At 33.4% G+C, this 12,959-nt stretch carries 15 protein-coding genes; all 15 read right to left on the bottom strand.

Going from position 1 to position 12,959, the window contains the following annotated elements; translation table 11 throughout:
• A complete protein-coding gene (locus CLV33_RS15150) occupies window positions 1-1,230 on the bottom strand; it encodes an ABC transporter permease (RefSeq protein ID WP_045370979.1) in 1,230 nt (409 codons plus the stop codon).
• Window positions 1,223-1,924 carry an ABC transporter ATP-binding protein gene (locus CLV33_RS15145; RefSeq protein ID WP_105474614.1) on the bottom strand — a complete coding sequence of 234 codons (702 nt, stop codon included), beginning with the start codon at window positions 1,922-1,924 and terminating at the stop codon, window positions 1,223-1,225. Before CLV33_RS15145 ends, CLV33_RS15150 begins: the two co-directional genes overlap by 8 nt.
• Before the next feature lie 104 nt (window positions 1,925-2,028).
• Complete coding sequence (locus CLV33_RS15140; protein ID WP_105474613.1) at window positions 2,029-2,247, bottom strand: hypothetical protein; 219 nt, start codon at window positions 2,245-2,247, stop codon at window positions 2,029-2,031.
• Window positions 2,248-2,597: 350 nt separating this feature from the next.
• The gene (locus CLV33_RS15135) at window positions 2,598-3,131 is read right to left on the bottom strand and encodes a DUF420 domain-containing protein (protein ID WP_042241441.1); all 534 of its coding nucleotides are present in this window, start codon (window positions 3,129-3,131) and stop codon (window positions 2,598-2,600) included.
• Window positions 3,124-3,864, bottom strand: a complete 741-nt coding sequence (locus CLV33_RS15130; protein WP_105474612.1) for an SCO family protein — start codon at window positions 3,862-3,864, stop codon at window positions 3,124-3,126. Before CLV33_RS15130 ends, CLV33_RS15135 begins: the two co-directional genes overlap by 8 nt.
• Window positions 3,851-4,573 carry a hypothetical protein gene (locus CLV33_RS15125; protein WP_042241436.1) on the bottom strand — a complete coding sequence of 241 codons (723 nt, stop codon included), beginning with the start codon at window positions 4,571-4,573 and terminating at the stop codon, window positions 3,851-3,853. Before CLV33_RS15125 ends, CLV33_RS15130 begins: the two co-directional genes overlap by 14 nt.
• Window positions 4,574-4,747: 174 nt before the next feature.
• On the bottom strand, window positions 4,748-5,128 hold the full coding sequence (locus CLV33_RS15120) for a cytochrome C oxidase subunit IV family protein (protein ID WP_042241433.1): 381 nt from the start codon (window positions 5,126-5,128) through the stop codon (window positions 4,748-4,750).
• A 91-nt stretch (window positions 5,129-5,219) separates the two neighbouring features.
• Window positions 5,220-6,212: a cytochrome c oxidase subunit 3 gene (locus CLV33_RS15115; protein ID WP_105474611.1), complete on the bottom strand. Its 993-nt coding sequence runs from the start codon at window positions 6,210-6,212 to the stop codon at window positions 5,220-5,222.
• A gap of 139 nt (window positions 6,213-6,351) precedes the next feature.
• Window positions 6,352-6,933, bottom strand: coding sequence for a cytochrome c oxidase subunit 3 (locus CLV33_RS15110; RefSeq protein WP_105474610.1), 582 nt, complete (start codon window positions 6,931-6,933; stop codon window positions 6,352-6,354).
• A 1-nt stretch (window position 6,934) separates the two neighbouring features.
• Window positions 6,935-7,828 (bottom strand): heme o synthase, encoded by an 894-nt coding sequence (gene cyoE / locus CLV33_RS15105; RefSeq protein WP_105474646.1) that lies wholly within the window; start codon window positions 7,826-7,828, stop codon window positions 6,935-6,937.
• A gap of 223 nt (window positions 7,829-8,051) precedes the next feature.
• Window positions 8,052-10,148, bottom strand: a complete 2,097-nt coding sequence (locus CLV33_RS15100; RefSeq protein WP_105474609.1) for a gliding motility protein RemB — start codon at window positions 10,146-10,148, stop codon at window positions 8,052-8,054.
• Between the two features lie 138 nt (window positions 10,149-10,286).
• Window positions 10,287-11,084, bottom strand: coding sequence for an energy transducer TonB (locus CLV33_RS15095; protein WP_105474608.1), 798 nt, complete (start codon window positions 11,082-11,084; stop codon window positions 10,287-10,289).
• A gap of 322 nt (window positions 11,085-11,406) precedes the next feature.
• Window positions 11,407-12,126: an energy transducer TonB gene (locus tag CLV33_RS15090; protein WP_042241420.1), complete on the bottom strand. Its 720-nt coding sequence runs from the start codon at window positions 12,124-12,126 to the stop codon at window positions 11,407-11,409.
• A 63-nt stretch (window positions 12,127-12,189) separates the two neighbouring features.
• Window positions 12,190-12,483 (bottom strand): VanZ family protein, encoded by a 294-nt coding sequence (locus CLV33_RS15085; protein ID WP_146109753.1) that lies wholly within the window; start codon window positions 12,481-12,483, stop codon window positions 12,190-12,192.
• Between the two features lie 73 nt (window positions 12,484-12,556).
• Window positions 12,557-12,937, bottom strand: a complete 381-nt coding sequence (gene gcvH, locus CLV33_RS15080; RefSeq protein WP_042241417.1) for a glycine cleavage system protein GcvH — start codon at window positions 12,935-12,937, stop codon at window positions 12,557-12,559.
• Window positions 12,938-12,959: the final 22 nt, after the last annotated feature.

The following is a 12,959-nucleotide window of genomic DNA, read 5'->3' as shown; positions in this document are numbered from 1 at the left end:
CTATTCGTCTCTTAAGGCTACAATTGGTTTTATTTTAGATGCTTTATTGGCTGGTAAATAACCTGCCAAAGCTCCAGATATAATTAGTATTATGGTAGCGCCAATTACTACACCACTATTTACGCCTGGGTTGGTAATAAAATAATCTTTTAAACCGGGACCAAATATTTTAAGTACGGTGGCACCTATTAATAATCCAACATATCCTGCTAGTGATGTAATTAAAATAGATTCGAGTAAAATAATGGAAACAATAGATCTAGGCGAAGCGCCCAATGCTTTTCTTACACCAATTTCCTTGGTACGTTCTTTTACGATAAATACCATGATGTTACTAATGCCCATTATGCCTGCTATTAAGGTTCCTGAACCTACAAATAATACAATAAGATTTAGTACAAACATCATTTGGCTTACATTTCTGGTGCCCTCGGCAAAATTTCTTACCCTAATGGCGCGTTGGTCGTCGTTTGCAACATCAAATTTATTCTTAAGTTTCCTAGTGAGTGAATTTCCGAAAGCTATAGCTTGATCGTAGTTTAATTTGGGGTTATAAGTTAAATGAATAAAATCGACATAATCATTATTTCCATATACCCTTTGGGCTGTGGTTATGGGTGTATAAATAACATTTTCTTCGTTATCACCTTCATCATCACTAAAAACACCTACCACTTTATAAGGAATACCGTTTAAATTAATGTATTTGCCTACAGCCTCTTCTCTTATAAATAAATCCTCTTTAATGGCATTGCCAATTACGGCTACTTTTGTTCTATTTTGAAGATCTCTGTTATTAATATAGCGTCCTTTTTCTACTACATTATTTTCAATGTACATATGTTCGGGATGAACCGCTCGTACTTGATACGAATTTTTTTCGCCTTTAAACGATGCTTCCACATTCCTATTAACTTTAGAAGTAATGTATTCCACATTATCGCCAAACTCTTCTAAAATATAATTGTAATCTTCATTTTTAAATCTAATTCTACGTCCAGATTGAAGGCCTTTATGCGCTTTTGTAGTTCTTCCTGGAAAAATTACAATAGAGTTTTTCGCATCTGTTCCAAATAATTCTATAAAGGTGTTTTCTAACCCATTAGCGATACCAAAAAGTATGGTAAATAAAAGTATTGCAAAAGCAATGGTAAACCCAGAAAGTATGCTACGTGTTCTGTTTTTATTAATACTTTGAAATATTTCCCGCCAAAGGTCTATATCAAACATACTGACTTGCTCTTACTTGGGTTACTTTTTTATCTTCCATAATAACACCATCGCGTAGGCGTACAATACGCTTGCACATGTTGGCAATATCTTCTTCGTGAGTAACCATTAAAATGGTTTTACCTTCATCATTTAATTGTTGGATAAATTCCATGATTTCGTAAGACGTTTTGGTATCTAGAGCTCCTGTTGGCTCGTCGGCAAGAAGTAATTTGGGGTTTGCCGCCAATGCTCGGGCAATGGCCACACGCTGTTTTTGTCCCCCAGATAACTCTTTTGGTAGATGATGCGCCCAATCGGTAAGACCTACTTTTCCTAAATGAAACATCCCTAATTCTTGACGTTTTTTTCGTTTTAGCCCTTGGTAGTATAGTGGAAGTGCAACGTTTTCTAACGCATTTTTATAATTAATAAGATTAAAGGACTGGAAAATAAAACCTAAAAATTTATTCCTGTATACTGCTGCTTTTTTTTCGGTTAGATTGTCTATAGGTAAGCCGTCTAATATATATTCGCCAGAATCGGCAACATCTAACATGCCAATAATATTTAATAATGTAGATTTCCCAGAGCCAGATGACCCCATAATGGCCACCATTTCGCCTTCTTCTACAGATAAATCTATACCTTTTAAAACATGTAAACTAGTGTCTCCTATGGCATAGGATTTGTGTAAATCACTGATTTTTAGCATTTTTTGATTGATTAAAGCATTAAAACAGTCGCTATTTATAAAAGTCCTTTAACATTAGACTACCAACGCAAGGAAATGTTACAGTAAAAGATGAAAAACTTCTTTTACTTTTTTAATTTATAAAAACGAAGGTAAATAAAGTAGCCCAAGGCAGCAACAAGTATGTAAGGAATAGCCATTAAATACATAATACCGTTGTTAATGCCCTCTGCTGCAGTTTGTCCTTCCTCAGTTTCTAAGACTGCTCTACACATAGCACATTGAGCGCTACTTTTCATAAGAAAGAGCATAGAAAAAAGAATAAAAACTATTTTATTTTTCATTTTTTATTTTTATGAATCCGCTAAAAAGCGGGATTAATTCAATTTGCTATATTTTGTGCGTTCTGCGAACTTCAAAAAAGTGGCAAAAAAGCTTTATTTAGATCCCGCTAAAAAGCGGGATTAATTCGATTTACTATATTTTGTGCGTTCTGCGAACTTCAAAAAAGTGGCAAAAAAGCTTTATTTAGATCCCGCTAAAAAGCGGGATTAATTCAATTTGCTATATTTTGTGCGTTCTGCGAACTTCAAAAAAGTGGCAAAAAGGCTTTATTTAGATCCCGCTAAAAAGCGGGATTAATTCGATTTACTATATTTTGTGCGTTCAGCGAACTTCAAAATATAGAATCTCATTAATAATAAGGTGAAATCATAATATAAACTACAACTCCTGTTATAGCTACATATAACCATAACGGAAATGTTATTTTGGCTATTTTCTTATGCTTTTCTATATTGTTAGTTATAGCTCTAACATAAGTTATTAAAACAAAAGGTATTACAGCTATAGACATTAAAATATGTGTTATTAATATAAAATAATATACGTATTTAATTACACCTTCCCCTCCAAATTTAGTAGAATCACTCGTCATATGGTACAATACGTACATTACTAAAAATAAAACTGAAAGTATAATGGCAAACTTCATTAACCGTTCGTGCAATTTTACTTTTTTATTTTGAATTGCAATAAATGCTAGTACTAAAATAAAAGCAGTTATTGCATTGGTTGTTGCATAAATAGGCGGTAAAAAAACGGGTAATTCTACATCAATTTTAACACCGAATAAAATAGCAACTACAACGGGTATTGCTATAGAGAGTGCAACTATTAATTTATTATATTTTGTTTCGTTAAGTAATTGGTTAGTATTATTATTCATTTAGCAACTTTTTAATATCTTCTTTTAATATGCTTATTTGTTCCACTTCGCCATTATCATCAGTACGTTCTTCCTCAGAAGTTACACCTCGGTAATAAATAATAGGGTTTCCAAATTTATCTTTTCTAGAACGTATGTATCCGTTTTTATCAATTAAGGCAAAATTTCCTGAATGCTCAAATCCACCTTCTACATCTTTATTTTCTGCTGCATAAATGTAAAATCCTTCGTTAGCGAGCTTATAAATATTTTCCTTTTCTCCAGTAAGCAAATGCCAGTTTGGGTTGGTTATTCCATAAGTTTCTGCATAAGATTTTAGCACTTCTGGAGTGTCGTGTTCTGGATTTATAGTAAAAGATGCTACCCCAAAATCCTCAAAATCTTTAAATGTATTTTGAATTTGTACCAAATTATTATTCATTCTAGGACAAATGGTTGGGCATGTGGTAAAGAAAAATTCCACAACGTACACTTTCCCTTTGTAGTTTGCATTAGTGATTTGCTCGCCATTTTGGTTTGTAAAGCTAAATTCTGGAACACTTCGTTTTTCACCATTATTTTCAATAAAGACCAAATCTGAAGTTTTGCGCCCTTCTTGTTTTAAGTTACTTCTACTTTCTTTTCTAGTAATATCATTATTGGTAATACGATCTACTATTTCTGGCACAAAAAGTATCCCAAACACTAGAATTACAAATGCAATACCTATATAAGAATAATTAGTTTTTTTCATTTTCGCTTTTTAAATCGTCTGCTCTTCTTGTGGTAGAATTAAATTCGCCTTTGCGTTTTTGTCTATATTCTGTAAACAAAATACGTAGGTCTTCACTCATCTTGTTTTTTATGGTTGCCACCTCTATACAATCATAAGAATTTAAACCATATACTGGTGCTTCCTTTTCAACTTCCTTGTCTGTCCTATCATCTATTCGCCCTCGTTGATTCAAATCTTTATCTATTATAAAAACATTATCGGTGGCTAAATTGCTGTCTAGTGGTTCGCTATATTTTAAACTTTTAAATACGTTTGTAATTTGTTTAGGCGTGCCATACACCACATGTAAAAAGCGTAAATCTTCGTAAAGGCTAATTTCTTTTTTTAATTCTTCAGCTGCAGTTTCGTTACCTTTCGAGGCAATTAGTACTATTTGAAATTTTTTAAAGCCCTTAAATTTATCGTAAACTAATTCTTTTAAATTAGAAGCAGCTGTTAAGCGTTCCATAGGTTTATTGCCTAAAAAGCTTAAAACGGTTATGTGGTCTTTTAACATAATATCTTCTTCAGAATTAAAAGAAAAACCATGTATGTCTGCCACATTTTCGTTTATAATATCTAACGGGGTGTAATTATGTGTAGCTGGATATAGAAATAATAAAAAAGTAACGGGGAGGAAGAACAAAATTCCTAGAACTGCATAAATACCTACTTTTTTATAATTCATTGTGTATTGAATTTACCTATGTTTAAATGCTTTAGCAAAAATAAAAAAGGCGGTTATTAAAAACCACCTTCATTATATATTTTAACAAGAAATTGTGTTTGTATTGTGATAAAGCGGTATTAATTAAGCTTATTATGTATGCGCTTAAAAAAACCTCACTAAATAAGCGTTCCTTTAAAAATCTCTTTTTATATAACCATCGCTATATACATCAAATACATAGCCGCCCTCTTGCAGTAAGATAAATATTAAATATAGGATTAAGAAAATGCCTGTCCACACCACCATACGTCTTAAGCCTTTGGTTTCATCACGCATATGCATAAAATCCCAAGTAATGTAGTATGCTTTAACAATGGTTAAAATAATAAATATCCAGTTTAAGAGTTTCATTCCCAAAACAGGAACCATAGACCACTCTGGCTTTAGTATCCCTAAAACAACCTCGATAGCTGTTACTATAGAAAGTAAAATTAAAACACCCCAAATTTTTTGGGTATTGGATTTAAACTTTAATAAGCCTCTAAAAATTTCTAATTTATGTTCGTGTGCCATTTTAAATTTTTATTATTTAGATTCTCGTTTTAAGGAGAATGACAATTTTTGTTTTAATTCCTTCATTAAAGGAAAAGACATCATATTAATTTTAAACTAAGTAGAAGAATGTAAATACAAATACCCATACTAAATCTACAAAGTGCCAATATAATCCAACTTTTTCAACCATTTCGTAGCTACCGCGTCTTTCGTAAGTTCCTAATAATACATTAAAGAAAATAATAATGTTAATTACTACCCCAGAGAAAACGTGGAATCCATGAAATCCTGTAATAAAGAAAAAGAAATCTGCAAATAGTGGAGAGCCATATTCATTTACATGTAGATTAGCACCCTCAACTACAGTTTTACCATTTTTCATGATTTGGTTAATAGATTCTTCTCTTGATAAGACCGTTTTTTCACCTGCCTCATTTATTATTTGGGTTCTTACAAGAACGTCTTTGTTAGCCTGAAGACCATGTATTACTTCGTCCATAGTGTAGGAAGGTAAAGTACCTTCGCTAACGTACCAAAGGCCATTTTTTCTTTCGTGTTGAACTCTTTCTTTACTTGTAGCAGGAATAGCTATATCTCTTACAGCTACTCTTTTAAATACCTGTTCTCCATCTTGTTCAACATATTTTCCAAATTGTAAAATATTTCCACCTTCGGTTTGTATTGCACCATAGTCGCCTTTAATAAAGGTATTCCATTCCCATGCCTGAGACCCAACGAATATTAAGCCACCTATAATAGTTAAAAACATGTACAGTGTTACCTTGGCTTTGTTCATATGATGTCCCGCATCAACTGCCAATACCATAGTTACAGAAGACATGATAAGCACAAACGTCATAAACGCCACATAGTACATTGGTGCGTCTACTCCATGTAAGAACGGAAAGTGAGTAAACACTTCGTCGGCAATTGGCCATGAATCAATAAACTTAAATCTCGAAAATCCGTAGGCTGCTAAAAACCCTGAGAAAGTTAATGCATCAGAGACGATGAAAAACCACATCATCATTTTACCATAACTTGCTTGCAAAGGTTGGTTGCCTCCGCCCCAAGTTTTGCCTTCTGCTACTGCTGTACTCATATTTATAGATAGTTATTTAAAAGTTGCACAAAAATAATCAATTTATTTTTTTAACGAAATATACCTAATTTAATTTTGAAATCTTCTAAAAAAGCCCATTAATTCAGTGTATGTAAGCCTTTTCAAAAACACAAAAACCTTATTTTACGAAATATAAGAACAAAAACAGATAAACCCATAGTATATCTATAAAATGCCAAAATGTTGCTGCCAATTCAAAGCCCAATAAATTCTGTGCATTGTATTTTTGTTTAAAATGATTATAAATTACGACCAATAAACAAATTAACCCAGCAACAACGTGTAAAATATGCACAAATGCTATTAAATAAATGTAAGACATGGTAACATTACTGGTTGGCCCCGTAAAATTATAACCTAAATCTATAATTTGCTGAAAGCCATAAAACTGATTAATTATAAACACAACGCCCAAAACAAGAGTAGCCAACAAGAAAGCACTTGTAGCAGAACGGTTCCCATTTTTTAAGGCACGTTTTGCTAATATAAATGTAACGCTACTTATTATAATTACAACAGTACTTATAATAAAGGCATTGGGCAACTCGAAGTCCTTAACCCAATCTGGTCTAGAACGGCTTACCAAAAAGGCACTCGTCCAACCTCCAAAACTCATAATTAAAGACACAATGCCAAACCAAAGCATCATTTTTTTTGCCCTATTATTTTTTTCTTTTAATGTACCCTGAGTTAAATCCATCTTAACTTAAAAATTTATCAATTACATAAACTATTTGCACTAATGTAATGTACGATACGCTTACCAACATCAGCTGTCTTGCTGCTTTTTCCGTCATTAGTCTAAATAACCTAACAGCATAATATATAAGCCAAAGCCCTAATGCAAAAACAAGTATTGCGGCAATAATAGAGAGTTGTAATTTACCTGTAAAACCAAAAACTGGAATAATGGAAATTAAAACCGTCCATATACAGTACATTATAGTTTGTACCGCAGTACCCCTATCTTGTTTTCCAGTGGGTAACATAAAAAAACCACCTCGTTTATAATCATCATACAAAAACCATCCTATGGCCCAAAAATGCGGAAATTGCCAAAAAAACTGCAATGCAAACAAAGTACCTGGTTCTATACCAAAATTATCCGTTGCGGCAACCCAACCCAACATAAACGGAATAGCTCCAGGAATTGCACCAACAAAAACCGACAATGGTGTTTTGGTTTTTAGCGGGGTATAAACGCAGGTATATAGAAATATTGAAATAGCGCCAAACATGGCGGTTTGCTTATTAATGCTGTATAAAATGGCAATACCCAACAAGGTGAATAGTGATGAAATTATAAACGCTGTGTTAACAGACATGCGTCCTGCTGGAATAGGCCTATTTTTGGTACGCTGCATTAACGCATCAAGATCTTTTTCTATAATTTGATTAAACCCATTGGAAGCTCCAACCATAAAATAGCCTCCAAGCGCCAGTAAAACAAGTACTTTAAAATCTACAACCTCCACACCCAATAAATATCCGGCCAATGAAGAGAATACAACACTTATGGACAGGCGCATTTTAGTAATTTCCTTAAAATCTGAAATTACTGACGGTGCTGCTATCGAAGTTTTTGAATTGCTCAAGGCCAAATTTCTTTATTGCGAGTGCAAAGATACGCCTTAAATGTAATTTGAGCAATGGTACTTAAACTTTTAATATGTATTCTATATAATTAAATAGGTGATAGTTCGAGTAATTTTAAGAAACGAAAATTTGTATCGAGAACCTCTTTTAAATCTAAAATTTTCGTTCTAGATATAAATTTTACATTAATATGAAAGAGATTCCTGCTTTCGCAGGAATTTGTTAATTATCAAAATACCAATTAAACAAATCGGTGCGCAAGCCAAAGTTTAGCCATACTGTATTATTTTTAAACGCTGTTGCAGTAGTTGCTTCTGGGTTAAAATTTCTAACCGTAATATCTGTAAAAAACTTTAAATTACTGGCTGGATTAATTAAGTACCCTGCTTGTAAATTGCCGTAGAAGCTTTTTGTTTTATTACCTTGCCCTACTTCAACACCTGTATCAAAAGGCCTATCGTTATAATTTCTATAAATATCACCACCGTAACTAAAATTATCGCTACCATCGTTAAAATCTAAACCTCTAGTTCCAAAAATAAAGCGTGCATCTGCAAACCAACGGTTATAGCGGTAACGCCCAATTAAGATTAATTCGCTAAAATTAGCACCCCACAAATGCGCCAAGGATTGGTTGTTGTGCGCATAGTTTAAAACAATGGTATTATGCGAATAGGTATAGGGACGTACACGGTTATACTCCAATTGCAGTACTAAATTATCAACTTTAAAAGCATTATAATACTTCAATCCTATTTGATAGCCATACTTGTTTTTCCAGCTTTTTTCTCGGGCTTTTATATCCCCAAGCGAAAATTCGTCTAGAATAAACTGTCCATAGATATTTACATCATCATTCCACTTGTATTTAGCAGTAGCACCTAAAAGTGCATTTCCTGCACCTTGACCCGTAACAAATTCTATGGCGCGATAGAAAATAATGGGATTTAGGTAATTTACATCAAACCCACGATTGTTGCTATTCTCCCAAAGTACAGATTCAAACAAGCCTAAATTAAATCGTTTAGACACGTTCCAACTTAAATAATGGTTAGCAATATATTTGGTTAAAAATGCTTTGTCTTCTACCACGGCATCCCTAACATCTCGCATCCACATAAAGGTATTGGTGTATTTTATTTTCCAAAACTTGGTGTTTAGCTTTAAAAAGGGATACGGACTCGTTACATCGCTAACCAATAAAGAGCGATAGCCATCCCCAATAAAGTTTTTGCCATGGCCAAATTGTACATTTAAAAATTTAGCTGGCGAATACGATAAATAGGCCTCTGCAACTGGATAATCATAACTATCGGTCTTAAAACGTTTGGCAATGCCTCTCCCTGGAATAATGGCGGGATCTGGACCAAACGCCTTTAAACTTTCGGCATACCTGTTAACATAATCTGCGAAACGCCCTTGGCTTTCAAAAATGGTACTGTAAAAATTAAAGTTTTTGCCCAAGCCTCCTTGTATCATAATACCTCTAGTATTGTTATATGTACTGCCGCCTTCAGAATCTGTACCAGCTTGTAAATCGAAAACAGGATCTATTGTAAACCAATAGTCCTTACCCTGTAATTGCACCAAATGCTCATTCCAGAGTTTTTTGCCTGCCCAAGTTTCAGTATTTTTCTTTAATGCATCACGTTCTGCTTCAAAATTATAATATTTAGAAACATCATCGTATAAGAAGGGCTTAGACGCCGTATGGCTGTTGGTGCCAATAACATTCATGGCACGATCAAAACGTGCATAGTCGCTATGTGTGAATTGAATATTTAATTTACTGGTAAGTGCTTTATTTGAATAGGTGGTTAAACCGCTATTTACGGCTTCAAACTCTTGCTTTGCAGCCTCTTCTAATTTATTAATAGCGTTGGATTTTGCCAAATCTTTTGGTGTAGAAAGTGTAAAATCGTCTAAAGGTATTTGTATTGGAATTGAATATTGTTTAAAGGTTTTGCGTCCGCTATAAGTCGCAGGTTCAATTTTAGGAAAAGTTTCAAAAACACGTTTTGCCTCAGCCTTCAATTCATTATACATAGCATCTACGTACATTACTCTAAAACTCCCTGTTGTATCTACTTCAAAAAGCACAATAACTTCACCTTTATAATTATCATTTTTTAGGTTTGAAGGGACTTTAAACTTTTCTTTAATAATGTTGAATACTTGCGCATCAAAACACTCTTGAAGTGCATCTATAGCAACATTAGAACATTCTGGAAAAACAGGAGGTTTTTCGTAAAGATTAGTATCTTGGGAAAAGGTAAAAAATTGAGTAAAAAATAGCAGAAGGGCAACAAATTGCTTCATATACTTCATATAATGGATATGATTACATTTTGGTTTGAAAGATAGCATATTTTATTAAGATAGTTAAACGAAACCCTTCACAATAAAAAAGCCGCCATCTATTTAAGATAACGGCTTACTGCATGCTAAATTGTAATGTTACTGTGCAATGAATGTTATAGGCAAATTATACCTTACTCCAACTGGCTTATCAAACTGTATCCCCGGTTTCATTTTTGGAATTTTATTCACTACGCGTTCTGCTTCATCTTTAAGCTTAGGGTGGGCTGCTTGCGTTTTAACATCTACAACCTTTCCTGTTTTATCAATTTGAAATTGCACATATATTTTTTGCCTTCCAGACAAACCATATTTAGAAGCAATGTCACCACCGTTAAATTTGCTTTGAACTAATCGCGTTATTTTATCAGACATACACTTCTTTCTTGCTTTGTTTCCTTTTTCGTCCTCACAACCTGGATAAATTGGCGCCTCTTCAATAAAAACAAAATCTACTATTGTGGTTTCAATAGGTTTCTCGATATTAAGTGAATTCGGATCAAAAGGCACATCAGAAGTCATGTCGTCAGGTGTTTCAATTTCTAAAATCTTATGCGTTGTATCGTTATTTTCAATAATCTTGGGAGTTTTTATAAGCGATACCTTTTTTTCTAAAACTTTAGGTTTTACTTCGGGTTTTGGAGCTTCGTAGACTCTAAATTTTGGGACTTCTATTTCAAAAGTTTCAACAGTATCACTAAAGTCTTGTCCATAATTAGGAATTCTATTCTCAAATTGCATTTCTAACAACCCCAAAGCCGCTAAAAGACACACTATTAAACCTACCTGAAAATAGAGGATTGAGTTTTTTTGTAAATTTGTATCATGCTTTTGTGATTGTTTCACGATTTGCTCATTTTGCCGAATGAGTTCGTGGGGTGTTTTTGAATTTTTCATGTATTGTGATTTTTTTTAAAACTACAATAAAGTGAAGCTAGCGAAGCTAAGATCCCGCTGGAAAAAGCGGGATTAGTTCAACTAACTATTTTGAATATATTACTACATAATTTTTCAAAATAGAGTTTCACTAATAAAATTCATAAGATTAAGGACTGTTTGCATGCAAAAAACAATAAATAGTTCTTATGTGTTTTAATATCATAGTTAAAATGTTAATATTATGATAAAATCACAATAAGCATACCAAAAAAGAAATCCCGTTACAAATTTATGTAACGGGATTTTATTTTTATTAAATTCTGCGGTTGCAGATATTTTGCTAGTCTTGTACTTGAAATACTATTGGTAAAGAATACGGTACTGTAACTGGCTTACCACGTTGTCTACCTGGTTTCATTTTAGGTAATAAATTAATTACCCTTGCTGCTTCTTTCTCTAATCCTGGGTGTGGTGCTCTAGAGCGTACACCTGTAATGTTTCCATTTTTATCAATCTTAAAGATAACGTTAATACGCTGTCTTCCTGAAAGACCTAAATCTGAAGCTAACTCGGTATTGAACTTTTTCTGTACGAATTTCTGAATTTTTTCAGACATACATTTTTTCTTTGCTGCATTGTTACCTTTTTCACATCCTGGGAAAACTGGAACATTTTCAATAACTGCAAAAGGTACTTCTATATCTTCCTCTACTTCTTCTACTTCAATTTCTTCAACCTCAACAATTTCAGTTTCTTGATCTACCTCGGTAGACTCAATTACAGTTTCTTCCACTTCTTCCTCATCTTCTACAACCTCAATAACTTCAGGTGCTGCTGGTGGTGGCGGTGGCGGTGGTGGCGTTTGTATTTGCTGTGTTAATGGAATTTCCTCTTCTAGCTCTTCTTCTAAATTCAATTGTCCTATATCAATGTCAGCCTTATCATAAGTTTTGTAATTGATAGAGTAATATGCTAAAAATAGCATAAGTGCTAAACCTATAGAGAAAAACAGAGAACTGTTTCTACCTACGTTAGCTTTTGGATTTTTTTTAGGTTCCATAATTTTATTTGTTTTTCCAGATTGCTAAAATAACTACTTATTTGGGAAAAAAACAAGAGTTTGTTAATTTTTAACTTGTATTTTTCCTTTTGCCAATAATAGTACTCCTGTTAACAATGCCCCTAAACTATTTGCTATGGCATCGTAAACATCGAGAGATCTGTACGGAGTTAACGTACCCTGTAATACCTCAAGAATTATACCAAAAATAATTGCTAAAACTACAGCGTGTAAAACAGCTTTTTTTAAGGTGTGTTGCATTCTGTAATAAAAAACTAAATACCACAATAAGCACAAAATAGCATAGGCTAAAAAATGAAAAATCTTGTCGCCATAATTTAGTTCTACTTTAGGCATGCTGTTTAAATTTATTAAACTGGCGGTTGCCAAAGCAATTGTATAGGGTATTGCAAGAAAAGGAGCGGCTTTTTTAAGCACCTATTAATTCTTTATAGGCTTCGCTAGACAGTAAATTATCTATTTGTGAAGCATCAGAATACTTAATTTTTATCATCCATCCATCACCGTAAGGATCAGAATTTACGGTTTCTGGCTCATCTTCCAGAGCTTCGTTAAATGCTACGATTTCGCCTGATAATGGTAGAAACAAATCTGATACTGTTTTAACAGCCTCAACGGTTCCAAAAATTTCGTCGGCATCTAGTGTTTCGTCTAAAGTTTCTACTTCAACGTAAACAATGTCTCCTAATTCGCTTTGTGCAAAATCGGTAATTCCTACCACTGCTGTGTCTCCTTCAATTTTAACCCATTCGTGGTCTTTGGTGTATTTTAATTCTGATGGAATATTCATTATAATGATTTAAAAATATTGT

The sequence above is a fragment of the Jejuia pallidilutea genome (genome assembly GCF_002973595.1).
GTDB lineage: Bacteria > Bacteroidota > Bacteroidia > Flavobacteriales > Flavobacteriaceae > Jejuia > Jejuia pallidilutea.
This window is presented reverse-complemented; position numbering and strand designations above follow the sequence as displayed.